Source organism: Xanthomonas sp. F10 (assembly GCF_014206815.1).
Taxonomy (GTDB): domain Bacteria; phylum Pseudomonadota; class Gammaproteobacteria; order Xanthomonadales; family Xanthomonadaceae; genus Xanthomonas_A; species Xanthomonas_A indica.
In genome coordinates, this window is record NZ_JACHNP010000004.1 from 56938 (window position 1) to 81001 (window position 24064).

The 24064-nt window shown below is 71.6% G+C and carries 23 protein-coding genes; 18 read left to right on the top strand and 5 right to left on the bottom strand.

Annotation, left to right across the window (positions count from 1 at the left end):
- Window positions 1-55: 55 nt before the first annotated feature.
- The 4 genes from FHR56_RS19135 (at window position 56) to FHR56_RS19150 (ending at window position 4967) form a co-directional block, all read left to right on the top strand.
- Window positions 56-850: a lysophospholipid acyltransferase family protein gene (locus tag FHR56_RS19135; RefSeq protein ID WP_160947915.1), complete on the top strand. Its 795-nt coding sequence runs from the start codon at window positions 56-58 to the stop codon at window positions 848-850.
- Between the two features lie 67 nt (window positions 851-917).
- Window positions 918-1910 carry an alpha/beta fold hydrolase gene (locus tag FHR56_RS19140; protein ID WP_160947914.1) on the top strand — a complete coding sequence of 331 codons (993 nt, stop codon included), beginning with the start codon at window positions 918-920 and terminating at the stop codon, window positions 1908-1910.
- 349 nt (window positions 1911-2259) lie between these two features.
- A complete protein-coding gene (locus FHR56_RS19145; RefSeq protein ID WP_160947913.1) occupies window positions 2260-4335 on the top strand; it encodes a tetratricopeptide repeat protein in 2076 nt (691 codons plus the stop codon).
- Window positions 4336-4355: 20 nt separating this feature from the next.
- The gene (locus FHR56_RS19150; protein ID WP_019798258.1) at window positions 4356-4967 is read left to right on the top strand and encodes a YbhB/YbcL family Raf kinase inhibitor-like protein; all 612 of its coding nucleotides are present in this window, start codon (window positions 4356-4358) and stop codon (window positions 4965-4967) included.
- 77 nt (window positions 4968-5044) lie between these two features.
- On the opposite strand, the gene FHR56_RS19155 is transcribed toward FHR56_RS19150, so the two are convergent.
- A complete protein-coding gene (locus FHR56_RS19155; protein ID WP_010341074.1) occupies window positions 5045-5836 on the bottom strand; it encodes an undecaprenyl-diphosphate phosphatase in 792 nt (263 codons plus the stop codon).
- A gap of 226 nt (window positions 5837-6062) precedes the next feature.
- Here FHR56_RS19155 and glnA point away from each other — a divergent pair, with 226 nt between their 5' ends.
- The 7 genes from glnA (at window position 6063) to FHR56_RS19190 (ending at window position 14033) form a co-directional block, all read left to right on the top strand.
- The gene (glnA, locus tag FHR56_RS19160; RefSeq protein ID WP_160947912.1) at window positions 6063-7472 is read left to right on the top strand and encodes a type I glutamate--ammonia ligase; all 1410 of its coding nucleotides are present in this window, start codon (window positions 6063-6065) and stop codon (window positions 7470-7472) included.
- Window positions 7473-7797: 325 nt separating this feature from the next.
- A complete protein-coding gene (locus FHR56_RS19165; RefSeq protein ID WP_010341076.1) occupies window positions 7798-8136 on the top strand; it encodes a P-II family nitrogen regulator in 339 nt (112 codons plus the stop codon).
- 19 nt (window positions 8137-8155) lie between these two features.
- Window positions 8156-9595, top strand: coding sequence for an ammonium transporter (amt, locus tag FHR56_RS19170; protein WP_160947911.1), 1440 nt, complete (start codon window positions 8156-8158; stop codon window positions 9593-9595).
- Window positions 9596-9923: 328 nt separating this feature from the next.
- On the top strand, window positions 9924-10961 hold the full coding sequence (locus FHR56_RS19175) for an ATP-binding protein (protein WP_184502828.1): 1038 nt from the start codon (window positions 9924-9926) through the stop codon (window positions 10959-10961).
- A 10-nt stretch (window positions 10962-10971) separates the two neighbouring features.
- Window positions 10972-12402: a nitrogen regulation protein NR(I) gene (gene ntrC / locus FHR56_RS19180; protein WP_160947909.1), complete on the top strand. Its 1431-nt coding sequence runs from the start codon at window positions 10972-10974 to the stop codon at window positions 12400-12402.
- 338 nt (window positions 12403-12740) lie between these two features.
- Window positions 12741-13316, top strand: a complete 576-nt coding sequence (locus FHR56_RS19185) for a superoxide dismutase family protein (protein WP_160947908.1) — start codon at window positions 12741-12743, stop codon at window positions 13314-13316.
- 78 nt (window positions 13317-13394) lie between these two features.
- Window positions 13395-14033: a superoxide dismutase family protein gene (locus FHR56_RS19190; protein ID WP_160947907.1), complete on the top strand. Its 639-nt coding sequence runs from the start codon at window positions 13395-13397 to the stop codon at window positions 14031-14033.
- Window positions 14034-14202: 169 nt separating this feature from the next.
- Here FHR56_RS19190 and FHR56_RS19195 read toward each other — a convergent pair whose 3' ends face one another.
- Window positions 14203-15090: a hypothetical protein gene (locus FHR56_RS19195; protein WP_160947906.1), complete on the bottom strand. Its 888-nt coding sequence runs from the start codon at window positions 15088-15090 to the stop codon at window positions 14203-14205.
- A 105-nt stretch (window positions 15091-15195) separates the two neighbouring features.
- On the opposite strand from FHR56_RS19195, the gene FHR56_RS19200 reads away from it, so the two are divergent.
- Window positions 15196-16476 (top strand): acetyl-CoA C-acetyltransferase, encoded by a 1281-nt coding sequence (locus tag FHR56_RS19200; RefSeq protein ID WP_160947905.1) that lies wholly within the window; start codon window positions 15196-15198, stop codon window positions 16474-16476.
- Window positions 16477-16651: 175 nt separating this feature from the next.
- Window positions 16652-17221, top strand: a complete 570-nt coding sequence (locus FHR56_RS19205) for a hypothetical protein (RefSeq protein WP_019798286.1) — start codon at window positions 16652-16654, stop codon at window positions 17219-17221.
- A gap of 457 nt (window positions 17222-17678) precedes the next feature.
- Here the strand turns inward: FHR56_RS19205 and FHR56_RS19210 are convergent, their stop codons facing one another.
- From FHR56_RS19210 to FHR56_RS19220, 3 genes are all read right to left on the bottom strand, one after another.
- The gene (locus FHR56_RS19210; RefSeq protein ID WP_160947904.1) at window positions 17679-18947 is read right to left on the bottom strand and encodes a heme biosynthesis HemY N-terminal domain-containing protein; all 1269 of its coding nucleotides are present in this window, start codon (window positions 18945-18947) and stop codon (window positions 17679-17681) included.
- Complete coding sequence (locus tag FHR56_RS19215) at window positions 18944-19924, bottom strand: uroporphyrinogen-III C-methyltransferase (protein WP_160947903.1); 981 nt, start codon at window positions 19922-19924, stop codon at window positions 18944-18946. The genes FHR56_RS19210 and FHR56_RS19215 overlap by 4 nt, the downstream gene beginning before the upstream one ends.
- Window positions 19925-20038: 114 nt before the next feature.
- Entirely contained in the window at window positions 20039-20812 is a 774-nt protein-coding gene (locus FHR56_RS19220) for a uroporphyrinogen-III synthase (RefSeq protein WP_160947902.1), read from the bottom strand.
- Window positions 20813-20854: 42 nt separating this feature from the next.
- Between FHR56_RS19220 and FHR56_RS19225 the strand changes: the two genes are divergently transcribed.
- From FHR56_RS19225 to FHR56_RS19245, 5 genes are all read left to right on the top strand, one after another.
- The gene (locus FHR56_RS19225; RefSeq protein ID WP_160947901.1) at window positions 20855-21325 is read left to right on the top strand and encodes a YiiD C-terminal domain-containing protein; all 471 of its coding nucleotides are present in this window, start codon (window positions 20855-20857) and stop codon (window positions 21323-21325) included.
- Between the two features lie 45 nt (window positions 21326-21370).
- Entirely contained in the window at window positions 21371-21790 is a 420-nt protein-coding gene (locus FHR56_RS19230; RefSeq protein ID WP_184502829.1) for a hypothetical protein, read from the top strand.
- Between the two features lie 53 nt (window positions 21791-21843).
- A complete protein-coding gene (locus FHR56_RS19235) occupies window positions 21844-22278 on the top strand; it encodes a rhodanese-like domain-containing protein (protein WP_019797227.1) in 435 nt (144 codons plus the stop codon).
- 88 nt (window positions 22279-22366) lie between these two features.
- Complete coding sequence (gene secB / locus FHR56_RS19240) at window positions 22367-22885, top strand: protein-export chaperone SecB (protein WP_160947900.1); 519 nt, start codon at window positions 22367-22369, stop codon at window positions 22883-22885.
- An 18-nt stretch (window positions 22886-22903) separates the two neighbouring features.
- A complete protein-coding gene (locus FHR56_RS19245; protein WP_160947899.1) occupies window positions 22904-23929 on the top strand; it encodes an NAD(P)H-dependent glycerol-3-phosphate dehydrogenase in 1026 nt (341 codons plus the stop codon).
- The last annotated feature ends 135 nt before the right edge of the window (window positions 23930-24064 follow it).

Here is a 24064-nt window from a genome sequence, read left to right on the forward strand (position 1 = left end):
TCTTCGGGCTGACACAATTCTCCGCTAGGCCCCCGCTTCCGGTACCCTTATCCGAATGAGCGAGTTCTCCCCACCCGCCATGCGCCAATACGGTGGGGCGCTGCGCTGGGTTCGTTACGGCTACCGCGTGCCGCTGCTGGCGTTGCATGTGCTGTTGTCGCTGCCGTTCCTGCTGGTGTGCATGGCGCTGTCGCCCGGCCGCGCCGGCACCGAGTCCTTCGGCGACCGCATGGTCTGCTGGTGGTCGACCTGGTTGCTGCGCATCTTCGGCCTGCGCGTGCGCCGCATCGGCGCGCCGCTGCCCAACCCGGTGCTGTTCGTCGCCAACCACGTCAGCTGGATCGACATCGTGATGCTGCACAGCCAGCGCATGATGGGCTTCGTCGCCAAGCGCGAGATCGCCGGCTGGCCGCTGGTCGGCTGGCTGGCCGCACGCGGGCAGACCATCTTCCACCAGCGCGGCAGCACCGAGTCGCTGGGCGGGGTGCTGCAGGCGATGCTGGAGCGGCTGCGCTCCGGGTGCTCGGTCGGCGTGTTCCCGGAAGGGCGCACCCGCAGCGGCCAGGACGTGGGGCCGTTCCACGCGCGCATCTTCCAGGCCGCGGTCGAGGCCGAGGTGGCGGTGCAGCCGGTGGCCCTGCGCTACGGCGCCGGCGGCTCGGCGCAGCAGATCGTCGCGTTCGGCCCGCACGAGAGTTTCTTCGCCAACTTCCTGCGCTTGCTCGGCGAGCCGGGGCGGGTGGCCGAGGTGCATTTCCTGGAGCCGATCCGGCTGCAGGACGTGGAGGGGCGCCGGCGCATCGCCGAGACCTCGCGCGCGCGCATCGTCACGGCGATGGCACAACCCTGAACACCGGGACACCGATCCTGACGCGCTTGACCGATTACTCCAATCGGCGGGTGCAAGCTGGCGGCCCATGAACGCGACCGATTACTCCCCCCCACGCTGGCTGCGCAACCCGCACGTCCAATCGGTACTGGGTTCCAGCCTGCTGCGGCTGCGCCGCGGCGAGCAATTGCTTGCCGCCAGCGGCGCCACCACCACCTCGCACATCCTCGACGGCGGCGACGGCGTGCGCCTGCAGGGCTGGCTCAGCGTGCCGGCCGGCGCCCCGCCGCGCGGCACCGTGCTGCTGCTGCACGGCTGGGAAGGCAGCGCCGACTCCAGCTACATGCGCCTGACCGCGGCGAAGATGCTGGCGCTGGGCTACCAGGTGTTCCGGCTGAACTTCCGCGACCATGGCGGCACCCACCACCTCAACGTGGACCTGTTCCACTCCGAGCGCCTGGACGAAGTGGTCAACGCCGCCTGCGACCTGTGGCAGCGCTTCCCCGCGCCGACCCTGCTGGCGGCCGGCTATTCGCTGGGCGGCAACTTCGCCCTGCGCCTGGCCCTGCGCGCGCCGGCGGCGGGCCTGCCGCTGCGCCACGTCGCCGCGGTGTGCCCGTTGCTGGACCCGGCCACCACCATGCAGCGGATCGAGAACGGCCCACAGTTCTACGACTGGTACTTCCGCCGCAAGTGGCGCGAGTCGCTGTTGCGCAAGCGCGAACTGTTCCCCGACCGCCACGGCTACGACGACGCCACCCTGGCGCTGGACATGCGCGGGCTGATGGCCTGGCTGGCCGAGCGCCATGCCGGCTTCGCCAGCCTGGACGCCTACTTCGACAGCTACTGCATCGCCGGCGAGCGCCTGCTCGGGCTGAGCGTGCCGGCCGACATCCTGATGGCCGAGGACGACCCGGTGATCCCGCTGGACGACTTCCGCAACTGGCGCCTGCCCGAGGTGGCCCGGCTGGAGATCGCGCACTGGGGCGGCCATTGCGGCTTCATCGAGAATGCGCGCGGCGACGGCTTCGCCGAACGCTGGGTGGCCGAACGGCTGACCGAGGGGCTGGTGGAAGCCTAGCCGGCGGTGGCGCGCCGGCCGGCGGGCGATCTCGCCCACGCCGGCGTGCGGCAGGTGGTCAGCAGGGTGGGCGCACCCGCGATTCCCGGGTGCGGCACCTGTCGACGCGCCTTCCGTCGTTCCCGCATCACCGTCGCCACCCCATCGCGCGCCTCGGCACACCGGCTCATCTGCGCAGCCGGGCCTGCGCGGCGCGCCTCGCCGACCGCATCGCTTGCGCCCCGCGCAGGGGCGGCGACACGGCGGCTTCCAGCGAGGCCCGACGCGCCCGCCGCGTGGCCGCAGACGCCCGCGCAGGGCGGGCCGACGCTCCCGCTACAATGCGGGTTTGCCCCAACGCCGGACCCACATGCACCAGCCCATTCTCGACGCCCTGCGCCGCCAGGACACCGCCGACGCGCTGCGTCTTGCCCAGACCTGGGCCGCCGAGGCCGCCGACGACCCGCAGGCCTTCCGCTGGCTGGCGCTGGCGCAACAGCAGCACGGCGACACCGCCGCCGCCCTGGACAGCATCGGCCGCGCGATCGCGCTGGCACCGGAAGACGCCAGCCTGCACCTGCTGCACGCCGGCATGCTGGTCAGCGCCAACGACCTGGCCCAGGCCGAGGACGCGCTGGCGCAGACCGCGGCGCTGGATCCCAACGAATTCCTCGCCTACGTGATGCGCGCGCACCTGGCACTGGGCCGCGGCGACCTAGACGAAGTGGAGCGGCTGAGTCGCACCGCCGCGCGCCTGCAGCCGGAGCATCCGCAGTTGCTCGGCGTGGACGGCATGCTGGCGCTGCGCCGCGGCGACGCCGACCGCGCGCTGGCATTGCTGGCGCGCGCCAGCAATGCCCTGCCGGACGATCCGCGCCTGCTCTACGCGCTGGGTTTCGCCTACCTGGACAAGCAGCACTTCGCCTTCGCCGAGACCGCGTTCCGCCGCGTCGCCGCGCTCACCCCGGGCACCGGCGCGGCGATGATGGCGCTGGTCGCGCAGCTGGCCTACCGCCAGGGCCGCCTGGACGACGCCATCACCGCGCTGGAAGCGGTGCTGGCCGCTCCGGCCGGCGATACCCCCAACATGCGCCGGCTGGCCGGCGAATACGCCTTGCAGGCCGACCGCCCGGCCGAGGCGCTGGAGCATCTGCGCCGCACCCTGGCGGTGGCGCCGGCCGACCGCCGCACCCTGCACGCCGCGCTGATCGCCTGGCAGCGATTGGGCACCCTCGACGATGCCCGCGCCACCCTGGAAGCGGCGCTGGCCACCACCACCGATGCCCACGACCTGTGGCTGGCGCGGCTGGCGCTGGAGCCGGTGGGCGGCCCCGAGGCGCGCGCGCTGATCGCGCGCTGGCAGGCGGCGATGCCGGCGCATGTGCCGGCGCTGGAAGCGCAGCTGCGCGTGCACGACATGGCCGGCGAGCGCGACCAGGGCGAGGCCGTGGCGCAGCGCATCGTGGCGCTGGAACCGGGCCGGCTCAGCGGCGAGGAACGCTTGGTCGAGGCGCTGCTGGAGCGCGGCGAGCACGATGCTGCCATCGCCCACGTGCGCGGCCTGATGCAGCGCATGCCCGAACACGACCGCACCGTGGTGCGGCCGTGGCTGGCGGCGGTGCAGGATGCGGCCGGGCGCCCGGAAGACGCGTTGGCGACCTGGGTGGCCTTCCAGCAGGAACAGTTGCCGCACCGCCTGCCGCTGCCGCCGCTGGGCCAGGCCCCGGCGCAGTGGCCGCCGCTGGGCACGGTCGACCCGCAGAACCAGGCGCGCCCGCTGTTCGTCTGGGGTCCCCCGGGCAGCGGCGTGGAGCGGGTGATTGCGGTGATCGACGCGGCCAGCCCGGTGCTGCGCGGCGACCGCTTCGGCCCGCAGCCGCCGACCGACGGCCTGCAGCGCTTCCGCAGCGTCGAGGAACTGGACAGCGGCGCCCTGGACGGTGCGGCGCTGGTCGCCGAGTGGCGTGCGCAACTGCCGGCGCGCGGCGTCGGCGACGGCAACATCGTCGACTGGCTGCTGTGGTGGGACAACGCGCTGCTGCGCGCGCTGCGCCCGCACCTGCCGGAAGGCCGGTTGCTGGTGGTGCTGCGCGACCCGCGCGACATGCTGCTGGACTGGCTGGCCAACGGCGCCCCGGCGCCGCTGGGCCTGGCCTCGCCGGAGACCGGCGCGCAGTGGCTGGCCGCGGTACTGGCGCAGGTCGCCGACCTGCACGAGCAGGACCTGTATCCGCACCACCTGGTTCGCCTGGACGGGACCGAGCACGATCCGGCCGGCGTGGCGGCGGCGCTGGAGCAGGCGTTCGGCGTGCCGTTCCCGACCATCGCCACGGTCGGCCCGCCGCGCCTTTCCGCCGGCCACTGGCGCGCCTACGCCGCCCCGCTGTCCGCCGCCTTCGCGCTGCTGACGCCGGTGGCGGTCCGCCTTGGCTACCCTGAAACCTGATCCCCCAAGGAGATTCATGCATGCGTCTTCGCAGTGACAGCATCCAGCCGGGTCAGCCCATCGCCGCGACCTACGCGATGGGCCAGGCCGACGGCTTCGGCGGCAACCGCAACCCGCACCTGGCCTGGGACGCGGTGCCGGCCGGTACTCAATCCTTCGTGCTGTTGTGCGTCGATCCGGACGTGCCGACAGTGGCCGAGATGGTCGGCCGCGACGACGTGCAGATCCCGGTCGAGCAGCCGCGCACCGAATTCGTGCATTGGGTGGCGGTGGACCTGCCGGCCGACCTGCGCGAAATCGCCGAGGGCAGCGCCAGCGACGGTGTGGTGGCCAAGGGCAAGCGGCAACCGCCCGGCCTGGCGGGCGCGCGGCAGGGGTTGAACAGCTACACCGACTGGTTTGCCGGCGACGCGGCGATGGGCGGCGACTACCACGGCTACGACGGCCCGTATCCGCCGGCCAACGACCTGCGCGTGCACCGCTATTTCTTCCGCCTGTTCGCCCTGGACGTGGCGCGGCTGGACGTCCCGGCACGCTTCACCGCCGCCGACGCCCTGCGCGCAATGCAGGGCCACGTGCTGGCCGAAGCCAGCCTGCATGGCACCTACAGCCTCAATCCAGCGGCGAAGTGAGCCATAAAGCCCCTCTCCCACCGGGAGAGGGGTTGGGGTGAGGGTCGGCGCGCGCAGCGCCTAGCGGACTCGACCCCTCACGCCGCCGGCAGCCACAGCAGCAGCGCCGCGCCCAGCACGATGCGGTACACCGCGAAGGCGGTGAAGCGGTGCGACTTGATGTAGCCCAGCAGCCACTTCACCACCACGAAGCCGGTGACCATCGAGGCGACGAAGGCCAGCGCCACGTCGCCCCAGTTCTCGCTGCCCAGGCCGCCGTCCTTGTACAGCTCCAGGAACGAGTAGGCGCTGGCCGCGAACATGGTCGGGATGCCGACCAGGAAGGCGAACTCGGCCGCGGCCGAGCGCTTGCTCAGGCCCAGCAGCATCGCCAGGAAGATCGTCGCCGCCGACCGCGAGGTGCCGGGGAACACGCCCGCCACCACCTGCGCCAGGCCGACCGCGATGGCCACCGTCCAGGTCACCGTCTCGCGTTCGGGCAGGCGCGCGGCGAAGTATTCGGCCACCAGCATCCACACGCCGCCGATCACCAGCGCCCAGGCCACCGGCTGCACGCTGTCGGGCAACTGCCAGCCGGCCTTGCGCACCACCAGGCCGACCACCGCGGTCACCAGGAAGGCGGCGCCCAGCTTGAACGCATAGTCGCGGTTGGCGCGGTCGCCCAGGCCGGTGGCCAGGTCCCACAGGCGCTGCCGGAACACCAGGGTGGTGGCCAGGATCGCGCCGGCCTGGATCACGATGTTGAAGAAGTCCGAACGGTGGCCGAGCCAGCGCTCGGCGATCAACAGGTGCCCGGTGCTGGAGATGGGCAGGAATTCGGTCAGGCCTTCGATGATGCCCAGCAGCAGGGCCGACAACAGATCGCTCATGGAGGAGAGGGTCGCGTTTTGGGGGAGGGGGAAGCTGGGCAAGGATAGAGCATCCGCCTTGCGCACAAATTTGGTGCGTTCATCTGCAAATGCACCACTTAAGTGCAGTGCATTTGCATCGTTCGCGTGCACGCTTCAGCAGAATCAAGGGCTTGTGAGTGCCACACGCTTGGCATGGCGATTGCTGATACTCGCCCACGCCCTTCACAACCCGAGGTTGCATCGAATGTCTGCGGAAACTATTGAGAAGCTGGTCAAGGACAACAAGATCGAGTTCGTCGACCTGCGCTTCGTCGACATGCGCGGCGTGCAGCAGCACGTCACCTTCCCGGTCAGCATCATCGAGCCGGCGCTGTTCGAGGAAGGCAAGATGTTCGACGGCAGCTCGATCGCCGGCTGGAAGGGCATCAACGAGTCGGACATGGTCCTGCTGCCCGACGCCGACACCGCCTTCGTCGATCCGTTCATGGCCGATCCGACCCTGGTGCTGACCTGCGACATCCTCGACCCGGCCACCATGCAGAGCTACGGCCGCGACCCGCGCGGGGTGGCCAAGCGCGCCGAGGCCTACCTCAAGTCCAGCGGCATCGCCGATCAGGCGTTCTTCGGCCCGGAGCCGGAATTCTTCATCTTCGACGGCGTGCGCTTCGGCAACGAGATGGGCCACACCTTCTTCAAGATCGATTCGGAAGAAGCGGCCTGGAGCAGCGGCAGCAAGATCGAAGGCGGCAACAGCGGCTACCGTCCGGCGGTCAAGGGCGGCTACTTCCCGGTGCCGCCGACCGACTCGCTGCAGGACCTGCGCGCCGAGATGTGCAAGACCCTGGAGCAGGTCGGCATCGAAGTCGAAGTGCACCACCACGAAGTGGCCACCGCCGGCCAGTGCGAGATCGGCACCAAGTTCAACTCGCTGGTGAAGAAGGCCGACGAGCTGATGATGATGAAGTACATCATCAAGAACGTCGCCTACCGCAACGGCAAGACCGCAACCTTCATGCCCAAGCCGATCGTCGGCGACAACGGCTCGGGCATGCACGTGCACCAGTCGCTGGCCAAGGGCGGCACCAACCTGTTCTCCGGCGACGGCTACGGCGGCCTGTCGCAGCTGGCGCTGTGGTACATCGGCGGCATCTTCAAGCACGCCAAGGCGATCAACGCCTTCACCAACTCCGGCACCAACAGCTACAAGCGCCTGGTGCCAGGCTTCGAGGCGCCGGTGATGCTGGCCTACTCGGCGCGCAACCGTTCGGCCTCGTGCCGCATTCCGTGGGTGTCCAATCCGAAGGCGCGCCGCATCGAGATCCGCTTCCCCGATCCGCTGCAGTCCGGCTACCTGACCTTCGCCGCGCTGATGATGGCCGGCCTGGACGGCATCAAGAACCAGATCGACCCGGGCGCGCCCAGCGACAAGGATCTGTACGACCTGCCGCCGGAAGAGGAGAAGCAGATCCCGCAGGTGTGCTCCAGCCTCGACCAGGCGCTGGAAGCGCTGGATGCCGACCGCGAGTTCCTCAAGGCCGGCGGCGTGTTCACCGACGACTTCATCGACGGCTACATCGCGCTGAAGATGCAGGAAGTGACCAAGTTCCGCGCAGCCACGCACCCGCTGGAATACCAGCTGTACTACGCCAACTGAGTTCCACGCGCGGCGATGGCGAAGGCTTCCCCTCCCTCCTTCGCCATCGCCGCCACCTGCCCGGCTGGGGAGCCGCGCAGGTGGTCCGCGCCGCAGATCGCGTCATCGATTGTCCAGGGGATGTACCGCGCAACACAGCGCTTGCGTGCCGTGGGCCACGTTCCCTCCCACGTCGCCGTCGCCGCCGCACCTCGGGTGCGGTGGGCCACGGCGTGATCCACGGAACGCATCGCGCAGCAGTACCCGCGCCGTTCGCGGCGCGGGCGATGGGCCCAGTGCCGGTCGGCCTTCGGCGGCCGGTTCCTTCCACCAACGGGGTATGCGCATGAAACTGATCACCGCCATCATCCGGCCATTCAAGCTCGACGAGGTCCGCGAGGCCTTGTCGCAGGCTGGGGTGTCCGGCATCACCGTCACCGAGGTCAAGGGCTTCGGTCGGCAGAAGGGCCACACCGAGTTGTATCGCGGTGCCGAATACGTCGTCGACTTCCTGCCCAAGATCAAGATCGAGACCGTGGTGACCGACGAGCGTCTGGACGCCGTGGTCGAGGCGATCCAGGGCGCGGCCGGCACCGGCAAGATCGGCGACGGCAAGATCTTCGTCACCGCCATCGAGCAGGTCGTCCGCATCCGTACCGGCGAAATCGGCGCCGATGCGCTCTAACCCCACCTTGGAGCCCTTCATGAAGACAGGTCTGTTCGCCGGGTGGAAGGCCCGGTTCTACGCGGTATGCATGCTGATGCTGGTCAGCGCGATGGCGGTCGGCGTGCCCGGCAACGCCTTCGCCCAGGCCGAAACCACTCCCGCGCCGACGCCGGACGTGGTCACCGAACAACTGACGCCGCCGCCCGCACCGGCGGCCGCGCCGGCCGCGGCCACGCCCGCGCCGGTGGTGGACAAGGGCGACGTCGCCTGGATGCTCACCTCCACGCTGCTGGTGCTGCTGATGGTGGTGCCCGGCCTGGCGCTGTTCTACGGCGGCATGGTCCGCGCCAAGAACGTGCTGTCGGTGCTGATCCAGGTCGGCGTGGTGTTCTCGCTGATCGCGGTGCTGTGGGTGGTGTACGGCTACAGCCTGGCGTTCGCCGACGGCGGCCCGTTCATCGGCACGCTGCACAAGGCGCTGTTGGCCGGGGTCGACACCACCACGCTGGCCGACACCTTCTCCAAGGGCTTCAAGCTGCCGGAGTACGTGTTCGTCGCCTTCCAGCTGACCTTCGCCGGCATCACCGGCGCGCTGATCGTCGGCGCCTTCGCCGAGCGGGTGAAGTTCGCCGCGGTGCTGCTGTTCGTGGTCATCTGGTTCACCTTCGGCTACCTGCCGCTGGCGCACATGGTGTGGTCGGCCCCGGGCTTCCTGTTCGGCAAGGGCGCGCTGGACTTCGCCGGCGGCACCGTGGTCCACATCAACGCCGGCGTGGCCGGCCTGGTCGGTTCCTACTTCGTCGGCAAGCGCCTGGGCTTCGGCCACACCGCGCTGAAGCCGCACAACGTGACCCTGACCTTCGTCGGCGCCTCGCTGCTGTGGGTGGGCTGGTTCGGCTTCAACGCCGGCTCGGCGCTGGAAGCCAATGCCACCGCGGCGCTGGCCTTCCTCAACACCCTGCTGGCCACCGCCGCGGCGGTGCTGGCCTGGTCGCTGACCGAGAAGGTGGTCAAGGGCAAGTCCTCGGCGCTGGGCGTGGCCTCGGGCATGGTCGCCGGCCTGGTCGGTATCACCCCGGCTGCCGGTACCGTCGGGCCGTTCGGCGCCATCGCGATCGGCGTGGCCGCCGGCGTGATCTGCGTGTGGGGCGTGACCGGGCTGAAGAAGCTGCTCAATGCCGACGACACCCTCGACGTGTTCGGCGTGCACGGCGTCGGCGGCATCGTCGGTGCGATCCTCACCGGCGTGTTCACCGACAAGGCGCTGGGCGGCATGGGCTACGCCGAGGGCGTGACCATGGGCCACCAGGTGCTGGTGCAGGCCGAAGGCGTGCTGATCACCGTCGGCTGGATCGGCGTGGTCTCGGTGGTCGGCTTCCTGATCGCCAAGCTGGTGGTCGGCCTGCGCGTGCCGGAAGACGCCGAGCGCGAGGGTCTGGACATCACCTCGCATGGCGAATCCGCCTACGAGTCCTGAGGTTCGCCGGCCCGCGGCGGCGGTCGCGGGCCTTGTCGCAGCGCGTGTGACCGGTGCTGGTGGCCGGCCCTCGCGACCGCGGCCTTCGCCGGCGCTTCCTGGGGGGAAGCGCCGGCCATTCTCAAAAGATCGAGGTATTCCGCGTGGCCATTCGCCTCGCCACACCCCCGGCTTTCCGCAAGAGTCCTGGCTGCGTCGTGATGCAAGGCCGGGGAGCAGTGCCCACCGGTCCGCAGGCGGCCGCCCGCCGCGCCGCCGGCAAGGGCAGGGGCCGCGCCATGCGCCGCATGCTCGTGTCGCCTGCCTGGCTTTGCACTACATTGGTGCAATGGCCATGAACACCACGCCGCCCCCACTTTCCGCACTCGGTACCCCGGTGGTCTGGGCCGATGCCGACGGCCGCCTGCGTGGCGCCAACCCCGCCTTCGCGCGCTGGCTCGGGGTCAGCGTGCGGCGCCTGCTCGACCAGCCGCTGGCCTCGCTGGAAGTGCAGGGCGATGCGCTGGCGCGGTTCCTGCGCAACGACGAGCGCGACGTGCTGCGCCTGCACCGCATGGCCCTGGCCGTGCCCGGCGAGCCCCCGCGCTTCGCCGAGGGCTGGCTGTCGCGGCTGGACGACGGCGGCTGGCTGCTGGAAGCGCATCCGGTCGACGAATTCCCCACGCTGGACCCGGCGCAGGCCCTGCCGAACGCGCTCAGCGCGGCGCTGAAGGGCCTGGCCCATGAGTTGCGCAATCCGCTGGCCGGGCTCAAGGGCGCGGCCCAGCTGCTGGCGCGCCGCGCCCAGCACCGCGACGAGGACGAGCGCGAACTGATCGAACTGATCGGCGCCGAGATCGAGCGCCTCAACAGCTTGCTCGACCAGTTGCTGTCGCCGGCGCCGGCGCGCCCGCACGCCATGCTCAACATCCACGCGGTGCTGGAGCGGGTGCTGCGCCTGGCCGAGAACGAAGGCGGCTGGTCGGTGCGCCTGCAGCGCGACTACGACCCCAGCATCCCCGAATTCCTCGGCGATGCCGACCGCCTCACCCAGGCGGTGTGGAACCTGGTGCGCAACGCGATCCAGGCCGGCGCCGCGCAGGTGACCCTGCGCACCCGCGTCGAGCACGGCCAGCGCATCGGCGACCGCGTGCATGCGCGCGGCCTGCGCCTGGAGATCGTCGACGACGGCCGTGGCGTGCCCGAGGAACTGGCCGAGCACCTGTTCCTGCCGCTGGTCAGCGGTCGCGCCGAGGGCAGCGGCCTGGGCCTGGCGCTGGCCCAGCAGGTGGCGCGCGAGCATGCCGGCTCGCTGACCTACCGCTCCCGCCCCGGCCACACCGTGTTCACCCTGCTGCTGCCGCAGCGCGCAGCGGACACCGATTAGGAGCACTGCGATGACCGATTCCCTGCAAGGAACGCAACGTATCTGGGTGGTCGACGACGACCGTTCGGTGCGCTTCGTGCTGTCCACCGCGCTGCGCGACGCCGGCTACAACGTGGACGGCTTCGACAGTGCCGCCGCCGCGCTGCAGGCGCTGGCGCAGCGACCGATGCCCGACCTGCTGTTCACCGACGTGCGCATGCCCGGCGACGACGGCCTGGTGCTGCTGGACAAGCTCAAGGCCGCGCATCCGCAACTGCCGGTGATCGTGATGTCCGCCTACACCGACGTGGCCAGCACCGCCGGCGCGTTCCGCGGCGGCGCCCACGAGTTCCTGTCCAAGCCGTTCGACCTGGACGACGCGGTGGCGCTGGCCGCGCGCGCGCTGCCCGATGCCGGCAGCGCCATCGCCGCGACGCCGACGGTGGCGCCGGCCGGGCAGGGCAGTACCGAACTGATCGGCGACACCCCGGCGATGCGCGCGCTGTTCCGCGCCATCGGCCGGCTGGCGCAGGCGCCGCTGTCGGTGCTGATCAACGGCGAGACCGGCACCGGCAAGGAATTGGTCGCGCACGCCCTGCACACCGAGTCGCCGCGCGCGCGCAAACCGTTCGTCGCGCTCAACACCGCCGCGATCCCGGCCGAGCTGCTGGAGAGCGAACTGTTCGGCCACGAGGCCGGCGCGTTCACCGGCGCCCAGCGCCGCCACATCGGCCGCTTCGAGCAGGCCGACGGCGGCACCCTGTTCCTCGACGAGATCGGCGACATGCCGCTGCCGCTGCAGACCCGGCTGCTGCGCGTGCTGGCCGAGAACGAATTCTTCCGCGTCGGCGGGCGCGAACTGATCCGGGTCGACGTGCGGGTGATCGCCGCCACCCACCAGGACCTGGAAGCGCTGGTCGAGCAGGGCCGCTTCCGCGCCGACCTGCTGCACCGCCTGGACGTGGTGCGGCTGCAGTTGCCGCCGCTGCGCGAGCGCCGCGCCGACGTGCCGCAACTGGCCGAGAACTTCCTGGCGATGGCCGCACGCAAGCTCGACACCCCGCCCAAGCGGCTGGCGCCGGCGGCGCTGGACGCACTGCGCGCCTATCCGTGGCCGGGCAACGTGCGCGAGCTGGAGAACGTGTGCTGGCGCCTGGCGGCGCTGGCGCCGGCGGAGATCATCGACGCCGGCGACGTCGAGGCTGCCCTGCTGCGCGGCGGCCGCCGCGAACGCAGCGGCGACGGCGGCGAGTGGGACGCGCAGCTGTCGGCCTGGGCGCAGCAGCGCCTGTCCGACGGCGCCGAAGGCCTGCACGCCGAGGCCCGCGAGCGCTTCGACAAGGCACTGCTGGAAGTGGCGCTGCGCTTCACCCAGGGCCGCCGCGCCGAGGCCGCCGCCCGCCTGGGCGTGGGCCGCAACACCGTCACCCGCAAGCTGGGGCCCGGGCGCCGGCGGCGCTGAGAAGGGAGCCGGGACCCGGGACCCGGGCCCGGGACAGCGCGGACTCGGGAGCGGACAGATGTGCGACATGCGCTTGCTGGACTTGGGACGGCAATTTCCGGTTCGCGCTCGTTTACAGGCCAGGGAATTCGATCTGGCATTGCCTCATGCGCCGCTGCGCTGACGCGTCGCTACGCTTTCCGGGTCCCGGGTCCCGGGTCCCGGGTCCCGGGTCCCGGATCCCGACCGCCACCGCACACCAAGCCCCGCCTCCGGCCAGCTAGACTGCGCGCCGTGCGCCTTCATGAGGTCTGCACGGCTGCCCCTCTAGTTTCGCCCTGCCACAGGAGTCGATGTCGATGCGTTATGGATTGCCCCTCGCCGCGAGCGCCTTGTTGATGCTGGCCGCGTGCAGCAGCGCGCCGCCCAAGGCCCCGCCGCCGCCGCCCAAGGCCCCGCCGTTGCCGAGCGCCGGCACCGTGCAGCAGGCGCAGGCCGTATTGGCACCGGCCTCCGGCAGCCTGGTCAGCGGCAAGCTGTCGCTGGTCGCCGCGCCCGGCGGCGTGCGCATCACCGGCACGCTCGGCGGCCTGCAGCCCAACCGCAGCTTCGCCTTCCATGTACACGAGCGCGGCGACTGCAGCGCGGCCGACGCCAGCAGCGCCGGCGGCCACTTCAATCCACTCGGCGCCCCGCACGGCCGCGCCGGCAACGGCCCGCACCACGCCGGCGACATGGACAACCTCAACGCCAACGCCGACGGCACCGCGCAGATCGACGTGCTGCTGCACGGCGTGGTGCTGGGCGGCGGCGCGGCCAACGATATCGTCGGCCGCGCGCTGGTGGCGCATGCCGACCCGGACGACTACCGCAGCCAACCGGCCGGCAATGCCGGCGCGCGCGTGGCCTGCGGCGTGATCCGCCCGCTGCGCTGACCTCGCATCGCTACTTCCGCCCGGGTCCGCCTGGGAGGTCCGTCCGCATTCCGCGGCTCTGCAACGAAGGAGAACCCCATGCGTCGTACCCTTCCCAGTCTGCTGTTCCTGGCCACCACCCTGGCGCTGAGCGCCTGCAAGCGCGAGGAACCGGCGGCCACGCCGGCGCCGACCCCGGAACCTGCCGCCGCTCCCGCGGCCAGCGCGCCGCCGGCCGCCGCCAATGCCACCGGCAGCGCCAGCGCCTCGCTCAGCCCGACCCAGGGCAACGAAGTGGCCGGCGAGGTCAAGTTCACCACCGTCAACGGCGCCGTGCACGTCACCGGCACCATCACCGGGCTCAAGCCCAACAGCGAGCACGGCTTCCACATCCATGAGTTCGGCGACTGCAGCGCGCCCGACGGCAGCAGCGCCGGCGGCCACTTCAACCCGGCCAAGACCGAGCACGGCCAGGTCGGCAGCGATCCGCACCACGGCGGCGACATGCCCAACCTCAAGGCCGATGCCGAGGGCAAGGCGACCATCGACGCGGCGGTGTCCAACAACGTCAACATCGGCAAGGGCGATGGCTTCGACATCCTCAACCACGCGGTGATCGTCCACGCCGACCCGGACGACTACAAGAGCCAGCCCACCGGCAACGCCGGCGGCCGCCTGGCCTGCGGCGTGATCAAGGGCGACGCGGCGGCCGCGCCGGCTGCGGCCGGTAGCCACTAAGCCAGCGCTCCCGGCACCGGCGGCGTCAGGCATACCGCCGCCGGTGTCGCGTCCTGTCGTGCTCAGGACGCAGCGGCACGCTGCCAATGCAGTTGTGTTCCCAGGATCGGGATTGTTCCTAGCGATGACGCACGGCGACTGTGCGCCGATGCGTCAGGCGCATTGCGGCTCAGGCCGCCAGCAACGCCTGCTTCGCGTCCTGCCCGCTCTCGCAATGCACGTACAGCACCGGCAGGCCGTGGGCCTCCAGCACCGCGGCCAGTTGCCGTTGCCGTGCCAGGTACTGCTCGTAGACCCGCTGCAGGCGCTCGCAGTCCTGGCGGTCGTAGGCGTAGTGCGCGCACCAGCTGGCCGGGTCGAACAGGGCCATGCGCACTTCGCCGCCGCGGTAGCGCAGCAACGGCTCCGGCGGGGCCTGCAGCCACTCTTCCTGGTCCGGTGCCAGCAGCGCGGTCTCGATCAGCGGCCACAGCGGCGCCAGGCCCTGGTTGTCGTACTGCATCGACATCATCGCCGCCAGGTCGTTGCCGGTCAGATAGCGGGCGTGCTCGATCTGCGCGCCGAAGCCCTGCTGCGCCAGCAACGCGGTATCGGCCTGGGCCATGCCCTGCGCCAGCAGCACCTCCTCCAGGGCCTCGGCCACCGCCTGCACTGTGTCGGCCGGGCCGCTGAGCAGGAACGGCACCACCCGCAACGCGCCGCCGCGCAGGCCGCTATCGGCCTGGAACGGCAGCGGCACGCTGCCGTCGGCATCGGTGCCGAAGGCCAGCAGCCGCGGGCCGTCATCGCGGCCGGGCGCGCGGGCCGCGAGTTCCTCCAGGCGCCGGTGCAGCGGCCAGCCCGGGCGCAGCGCTTCGGCCGGGTCGAAATGTGCGCCGGCCAGGCTCAGCTCCAGCTCGCGCACCGTCGGTACCAGCTGCGCCAGGTCGCGGCCGACCTTCTCGGCCAGCTCGGCGGCCTGCGTGTGCGGCAGCGCCGGATGCGTCGGTTCGCGCCCGGAGGACAGTTCCAGGGCGATCACCCCGCGGGCGTGGCTGTTGGCGAAGGCTTCGGTCATGGGATTGGCGGTTGGCCCGTCGCGGGCGCATAGCTACACTCGCTTCATTATGCCTGCGCTAACGTGCAGGCCATGTCCCCGACTCCCCTCGCGCGAGGTAATCCCATGCCAGCAGCCCGTCCCGTCGCCATTCTCGGCGGCGTCCGCATTCCGTTTTGCCGGCAGAACACGGCGTACGCGGATGTCGGGAACCTCGGCATGTCGGTGCGCACGCTGGGCGCGCTGGTCGAGCGCTACGGACTGCACGGGCAGCAGCTGGGCGAAGTGGCGATGGGCGCGGTGATCAAGCATTCCAGCGACTGGAACCTGGGTCGCGAGGCGGCGCTGTCCTCCGGGCTGTCGCCGTTGACCCCGGGCATCACCCTGCAGCGCGCCTGCGGCACCAGCCTGGACAGCATCATCACCGTGGCCAACAAGATCGCGCTGGGGCAGATCGAGTCCGGCATCGGCGGCGGCTCGGACACCACCTCCGAGGTGCCGATCGTCTACGGCAAGAAGCTGCGCGCGCGGCTGCTGGCGGCCAACCGCGCCAAGAGCGCCGGCGACAAGCTGCGCGCGCTGACCCGCGGCTTCAAGTTCGCCGAGCTCAAGCCCGAGTTCCCCGGCGTGGCCGAGCCGCGCACCGGCAAGAGCATGGGCGATCACTGCGAGGACATGGCCAAGCAGTGGAACATCTCGCGCGATTCGCAGGACGCCTGGGCGGTGTCCTCGCACAAGAAGCTGGCCGCCGCCTACGAGCGCGGCTTCTTCGCCGACCTGATCGCGCCGTTCCGCGGCGTGGAGCGCGACAACATCCTGCGCGCGGACACCTCGCTGGAGAAACTGGCCACGCTGAAGCCGGCGTTCGACAAGGTCAGCGGCCGCGGCACCCTGACCGCGGCCAACTCGACCCCGCTGACCGATGGCGCCGCCGCGGTGCTGCTGGCCTCGGAAGACTGGGCGCAGGCGCACGGCCACGTGCCGATGGCCTATCTGCGCGATGCGCAGGTGTCGGCGGTGGATTTCGTGCACGGCGAAGGCCTGCTGATGGCGCCGACCATCGCGGTGCCGGAGATGCTCAAGCGTCACGGCCTGCGCCTGCAGGACTTCGACATCTACGAAATCCACGAGGCTTTCGCCGCGCAGGTGCTGTGCACCCTGCGGGCCTGGGAGAGCGAGGACTACTGCCGCACCCGGCTGGGCCTGGACGCGCCGCTGGGGCAGATCGACCCGGCCAAGATCAACCCGCTGGGCTCGTCGCTGGCCACCGGCCACCCGTTCGCCGCGACCGGCGCGCGCATCGTCGCCACCGTCGCCAAGCAACTGGTCGAACGCGGCGGTGGCCGCGCGCTGATCTCGATCTGCACCGCCGGCGGCATGGGCGTGGTGGCGATCGTCGAACGCTAAGCCTGGCCGCGCGCGTGCACGCACGCGTGCGACCGGCCCCGCTGGGGATGCGCCCTGCTGGCGCGACCACCGGGCCTTGCGCCGCCGGCGCTGACCGCCCTGCACGCGCCGCGCTACCATGCCGGCCGATTCGCCTGCGCCATGCGGGCGACACCGCGCGCAGGGGGCGCAGGCCATGACCGAGCAGGGCAGTTTCAATCCGTACCAGGCACCCAGCGTCGCCACCGCGTCCAGCCTGCCGCCGCCCCTGCCGGGCGAGACGCTCTGGCGCGACGGCAACGAGGTGCTGTGTCTGCGCGATACGCCGTTCCCGCCGCATTGCGTGAAGTGCGGAGTGGCGCTCCGCAACGACGAGCTGAAGAAGCGCACCTTCTATTGGCATGCGCCGGGCTGGTATGCGCTGATCCTGGTGAGCGTGGTGATCTACCTGATCGCGGCGCTGGTCGCGCGCAAGCGCAGCAGCCATGTGCTCGGGATGTGTGCCGAGCATCGGCGCCGGCGCAACCGCTTCGTGCTGTTGAGCGTGGGCGCCTTCCTCGCCGGTCCGCTGCTGGGATTTGCCGCTGGCGACGACCTCGGATGGGTGGTGGGGCCGCTGGTGTTCCTGGTGATGCTGATCTGGGGCATGCTCGGTGCGCGCATCCTGGTGCCGCGGCGCATGGACGAGCGCTACGCGCGCTACAAGGGCTTGGCGCCTGCCTTCCTGTCGCGCCTGCCGGCGTTGCCGCCGGCCTTGCGGCGCTGAGCGGGCGGGTCAGTGCACCGTTGGATGGGGTGAGCGCCGCGCGGCGGGCGTGGCCACATGGCGAGAATCGCTGAATCCCGCCGGGCTTCCGGGATCTCGCCGGCCGCGCAGCGGTCCCGGGGGCGATGCGCGTGTGCTCTCGCGTCGGTAACGCCTATGACGCGCTTCGCCGCGGATCAGCGCCATGCAGCCTTGTCTCGTAGGCAGGCCTTGAGCGCCTCTCCGACAACGAGGGGAAGCATCCTGTAGGAGCGGCTTCAGCCGCGACCGGGGGTTCCTGGGAATGCCCGGTCGCGGCTGAAGCCGCTCCTACGGGGCAAACGGCATTCGGCGCAACGTGGCAAAAGCCGGCGATCGGCGCTGCCGGTTAGCCACGTTGGGCAGTCGAGATCGCGCGTCGCGGCCGAGCCCAAACAGGGACCACTAAGCCGCGCCTACTCCCGCGTTCGTCCCGGACTCAGCCCTCGAGCCTCGGAAACCCATGCGCGTCGCGGCGCTCGGTACCATCCGGATCCGGTGCGATCGGGGCGACCGGAGCGACCGGTTCGGGCAGCGGCTGCGCCGGTTCGCCACGCCGCACGCGCAGCGCATTGGCGTAGCAACGCTGCGCCGCGAGCATGTCGCCGGCGTCGGCATAGCCGTCGCCGAACACTTCCCAGGCCTCGGCACCGGCGCCGAGCGCCAGCGCACGATGCAGGAATTCCTCGGCCTGCGGCCATTGCTGCTGGTGCCGGGCCAGGCGCGCCAGGGTCAGCAGCAGCGCCGGGCTGTCCGGGTGCGCCTGCAGCCAGCGTTGCGCACTGGCACGGCGCGAATCGTACTTCTCCACCGGCAGGCGTCCGTACAGCGCGGCCAGGCCTTCGTCCCAGCGCGTGTCCAGCGCCTGCTCCAGGCTGCGCAGCGCCGCATCGTCCCAGCGCAGCGCCGCCGCGCGCACCGCATAGGCGGCGACCACCGCCGGCTCGCTGCGCAGCGACTTGGGCAGGCTTTCCCAGCGCTCGGCCAGGGCATTGGCATCGCCGGCCTGGTCCAGCGAGGCCGCGGCCAGGCGCGTTTCCAGCGTGGCGATCGCCTCCAGCGGCAAGGCCTGCTGCTGGCGGATCGCGCCGAGCTGACCGTAGGCCTCGCCGGCGCGGCCGATGCGGGCCAGCGCCTCGGTGCGCAGCAACAGCCCGCGCGGCGGCAGCGGCTGCGCCGCGGCCACGTCCAGCGCGTTGATCGCATCGACCGGGCGCTGCTGCTCCAGGTGCAGTTCGGCCTGCAGCAGCGCGTGCGCGGCGGCATCGCGTTCGGCCAGGCGCCGCAGGTGGCGTTCGGTCGCCTCGCGGTCGCCGCGCGCATCGGCCGCGCGCACCGCGGCGATCAAGGCGATGGCGCTGACCTCGGGATCCTCGGCGGCGGCGTTGAGCTGCTTCTCGGCCCGCGTCCACTGGCCGGCGTGGGCGGCGGCCAGGCCGTCGAGCAGGCGCGCACGCGACTGCTTGCGGCGGCGCCGGCCCCAGGCGCGGAACGGAAAACTGAGCACGTTCCACACCAGCCACAGCGCCAGGAACGCGATCACCAGCAGCAGCGAGGCCTGCGGCAGCGAGGCGATGTAGTCGGTACCGCCGACGCGCACGATCACCTCGCCCAGCTGGCGGACCTGGTCCTGCCCCAGCCATTGCGCACCGATCACGCCCAGCGCGATGACGATCAACAGCACGATCAGGGAACGAAGCGATTTCATGACGGGCTCCTTGCGTCGCGCATCGCGCGCAACTGCTGCAGGGTGGTGCCAAGTTCGGGAATGGTCGGGCGCAGATCGGCGTTGGCCAGGGTGCGCAACGCGGCGCGGCGTTCGCGCAGCTGCGGCGATTCCGGCCACAGCCGCGACAGCCAGCGCCCGGCGCCGGCCAGTGCGCTGCGATAGCCGCGCGTGTCGCCGCGCTCCAGCGCCGCGCGCGCCAGGGTCAGGTCGAGCTGCAGCGCATCGTGGGCGGCGACGCGCTCCGATCCGGCGGCCAGTACGCCGCCCTGCGACGGGCGGATCTTCACCAGCGGCGCCAGCAGGCGCTGCCACAGCGGCGGCTGCGCGCTGTCCGGCACTTGCGTCGGCAACTTGTCCAGGCTGGCGGCGAAGGCATCCAGTTGCGCCGCCAGGCGCGCCTGCGGGCCGTCGCCCAGCGCATCCAGGGCGGTGCGTTCCTGCAGCAGCGCCTGGCGCAGGTTGAGGAACTGCGGATCGTCGATGCCGTCCAGCACGCCGCTGGCCAGGGCGTAGGCGCGGCGCGCACCAGCCGCGTCGCCGGCCAGCAGCAAGCGCTGCTGGCCCTGGTTGAGCAGCAGTTCGACCTCGTCCAGGCGCAGCGCCTGCGCGCCGTGGCGGTTGGAATCGGCGAGCTTGGCGACATTGGCTTCCAGCAGCGCGCTGCGCTGGCTCAGGCCGAGCATTTCATCGCGCAGCACGCGGTTGGTGCTGGCCGCATCCTGCAGCCGCTGCACAGTGGCGCGCTGGTCGCGGCGCAGGCTGTCCTGGGCCTGCTGCAACGCCTGCAGCTGCTGCTGCAGGTCCGATTGCTGGGCCAGCTCGCGCGCGCTGCGCGCCTGCCACCAGTCCCAGCCACGCCAGCCGGCAAACGCCAACGCGGCCAGCGTGGCGAGTACCAGCAGCAACCAGATCCAGCGTGTGGAACGGCGAGGCGTGATCGGGATTTCGTCGGTCATCGGCAGCGTCCTGGGGGGCCGACGCCCCGTCGCGAGCAAGGCGGCGGGTGGCGCGGCACCGCCGGAGCATGGCGTGAGCGGCACTGCGGCCGCAACCCGGGCGCTGGCCCGCGTTCAGCGAGGTGGCGAGCGCGTCACGATTGCGACCGCGGCGGCCACCATCTGTTGCGGCATCGGTCCGGCGGCCTGCACCACCTCGGTAAATCCCAGGTCTCCTGCCAGCGCCGCCAGGCGCGCGCTGGCGACGACGACGGGGCGCATGCGCCAGGCCTGCGCCAATTCCTCGGGCAACTGCGCCAGCAACTGGTGCAGCGCCTCGCCGCTGCTCACGGCCAGCACCCCGGGCGGCGCCGCACGCAGGCGCGCGAGGTCGGCCGGGCGTAACGGCACCGGTTCGCGGACATAGACGTCGGCGCGCAGCAGCGGGGTGCCGCGTGCCTGCAGGTGCGCGGTGATCAGGCCGCGGCCGCCGGGCGCGGTGACCAGGCCTACCGGCACGTCTGGCGCGGCCAGTTTCGGCAGCGCCAGCAGGCCGTCGCTGTCCATCCGCGCCGGCGTCGCCACCTCGGCGATGCCGTGCTGGCGCAACGCGCGCGCCGTGCCCGCGCCCACCGCCAGCCAGCACTGCCCAGGGCGTGCCGCCAGCGGCTGCAGCGCCGCCGCCGCGCGCACCGCCGCCGGGCTGCTGACGATGACCCGCGGTGCAGCCAATGCCGCGGCCAGGGCCGCACGGGTGGCGGGATCGGTGCGCGGCCGCAGCCGCCACGGCGACAGCGCCAGCACGCGCCCGCCGCAGCGCGCCGCGGCCCGCCGCAGCGGCGCGTGCTCGCCCTGCGGGCGCAGCGAGATCAGGGTCCAGGCCGGGGCGGCGGTTGCATGCGCGCTCATGCTAGGCATTATGCGAGCCCCCACCGGCAGCACAATCGCACCATGGCAGCGGATCTTTCCTTCGAGGCGTTCCTGCAGCAGCTGCAACGCCAGTTCCAGGCCATGCCGCCGGTGGCGGCGCTCCAGGTCGCCGTGCACGCCTATGCCGACCGGCGTCTGCATGTGGTCGCGCCGCTGGCGGCCAACATCAACGACAAGGGCAACGCCTTCGGCGGCAGCCTGGGATCGGTGATGACCCTGGCCGGCTGGGGGCTGGTCAACTGCGAGCTGCACCGCGCCGGGCTGCAGGCCGACGTCTATGTCGCCGACAGCCAGGTGCGCTACCTGGCGCCGCTGTACGCCGATCTGCACGCCCAGGCCAATGCCGACGCCGAGGGCGACTGGGACGTGTTCGTGCACACCTTCCGCCAGCGCGGCCGCGCCCGCATCGGCATCCAGGCCCAGGTCGGTGCGCCCGGCGCGGCGGCGGCGGCGACCCTGGGCGGTCGCTTCGTGGCCATCGCCAAAGGGTAGGATGCGCGGATCGCGCGCGCCGCGCGCCGCCACCTGGACGCCGCCATGCCTTCGATGTTCCGCGCGCTCGCGCTGCTGTTGCTGCTGGGCTGGGCCGGCGCGGCCGTGGCCGGCACCCGTGCGCAACAGCGCAAGCTCGACGACCTGCAGACCGCCTACGCCGCCGCGGTGCGCTGGAGCGAGTTCGAAACCGCCTGGCAGGCGGTGGATCCGGCCTACCGCCAGGCGCACCCGCTGACCGATCTGCAACTGGAGCGCTACCGGCAGATCCAGGTCTCCTCCTACAAGGTCGGCGGCGGCGCGGTGGGCGACGGCGAGGCGCTGCGCGAGATCGAGCTGGGCGTGATCAACCGCAATACCCAGGCCGAGCGTGTCGTCCGCTACCGCGAGCGCTGGCGCTGGGATCCCGAGGCCAAGACCTGGTGGCTGCAGGACGGCCTGCCGGACCTGTGGAACGGCCAGTAGCGCGGTCGCCGAGCTGTGCGACAATCGGCGCCCGCTTCCCGCCCCCGAGTCCCGTGAACTTCGAAGAACTGCTGGCCTTCGCCGGCCGCAACCCGATGCTGGCCCTGGCCCTGGTGGGCCTCACCATCGCCCTGATCGTCACCGAAGTGGCGCGCCTGTTCCGTGGCTACAAGAGCCTGCGGCCGGCCGAGTTGACCCGCCTGATCAACGCCGGCAACGCGGTGCTGGTCGACCTGTCGGCCTCGGCCGATTTCGAGAAGGGCCACATCGCCGGCAGCCGCAACGCCACCGCCAGCCAGTTCGGTCCCGAGCACAAGCTGGTGGCCAACGCCAAGGCGCAGCCGGTGGTGCTGGTCTGCCGTACCGGCACCACTGCCGACGGCGCCGCCAAGCAGTTGAAGAAGGCCGGCTTCGAGCAGGTCTATGTGCTGGAGGGCGGCATCGCCGCCTGGCAGCAGGCCGAGCTGCCGCTGGTCAAGGGCCGCTGAGACACGCGCCCGGCCGGCCCTCCGAGGGTCGCGGCCGGCGTGTGATAATCCCGTTTCTTTCTGTTACCGAATCCACCGGAGTCAAGCAATGTCCGACGTCACCAACAACGGCGCCGCGGCGCCGGCCGAAGCCGCGGCCGGCCCCGCTTTCACCATCGAGAAGATCTACGTCAAGGACGTGTCCTTCGAGTCCCCCAACGCGCCGTCGGTGTTCAACGACAACGCGCAGCCGGAACTGCAGCTCAACCTCAACCAGCGCGTGCAGCAGCTCAACGAGCAGGCCTTCGAAGTGGTGCTGGCCGTGACCCTGACCTGCACCGCCGGCGGCAAGACCGCGTACGTGGCCGAAGTGCAGCAGGCCGGCGTGTTCGGCCTGGTCGGCCTGGACCCGCAGGCGGTGGACGTGCTGCTCGGCACCCAGTGCCCGAGCATCCTGTTCCCGTACGTGCGTTCGCTGGTCAGCGACCTGATCCAGGCCGGCGGCTTCCCGCCGTTCTTCCTGCAGCCGATCAACTTCGAGGCCCTGTACGCCGAGACCCTGCGCCAGCGCGCGCAGCAGGGCGAGGGCCAGTCGCTGGCCGATTCGGAGCCGGCCGGCAACGCCTGAGCGCGTCCGCCGTTGCGCATGCGCGATAACGCCAAGAAGAAGATCGCCGTCCTCGGCGCCGGCTCCTGGGGCACGGCGCTGGCGTCGCTGACCGCACGGCACGGGTATCCGACCGTGCTGTGGGGCCGCGATGCCGTGGTCGCCGAGGCCATCGGGCAGCACCACGAAAACCCGCGCTACTTGCCGGGGATCGCGCTGCCGGAGGGCCTGCAGGCCACCACCGACCTGGCCGTGGCCATCGACGGCGCCGACTGGATCCTGGTGGTGGTGCCGTCGCATGCGTTCACCGAGACCCTGCGCCAGCTGGCGCCGCTGCGCCCGGCGCAGGCCGGCGTGGCCTGGGCGACCAAGGGCTTCGAGCCCGGGTCGGGGCGTTTCCTGCACGAAGTGGCGCAGGAGATCCTGGGCGAGGACGTCCCGCTGGCGGTGGTGACCGGCCCGTCCTTCGCCAAGGAAGTGGCCCTGGACCTGCCCACCGCGGTGACCGTGCACGGCGATGCCGCGTTCGCGCAGCAGGTCGCCGACGCCATGCACGGCCCGACCTTCCGCGCCTACACCGGCGACGACATGGTCGGCGCCGAACTGGGCGGAGCGATGAAGAACGTGCTGGCGGTGGCCACCGGTGTGGCCGACGGCATGGAGCTGGGCCTCAATGCCCGCGCCGGCCTGATCACCCGCGGCCTCAACGAGATGCTGCGGCTGGCCGCGGCGATCGGCGCCAAGCCGGAAACCCTGATGGGCCTGGCCGGGCTCGGCGACCTGGTGCTGACCTGCACCGGCGACCTGTCGCGCAACCGCCGGCTAGGCCTGGCGTTGGGCCGCGGGCAGCCATTGCAGGAGGCGGTCCGCGCGATCGGCCAGGTGGTCGAGTCGGTGCAGACCGCCGACGAGGTGATGCGCCAGGCCGAGCGCCACGGCATCGACCTGCCGATCTCCAACGCGGTGCGCGCGGTCCTGCACGGCGAACTGACTCCGGCGGTGGGCCTGCAGCAGTTGCTGGCGCGCGAGCAGAAGCCCGAGTACCCGACCACCCTGTTCAGTTGATCCGGCCAACTGCCGGAAACGCGAACGCCCGGCCTGGCCGGGCGTTTTCGTGTCAGCGCGTCGGCGTGTCATCGACGACGGCCGGATCGACAGGCAAAAAAAAGCCCGGTCGTTGGACCGGGCTTTCCGAACCGC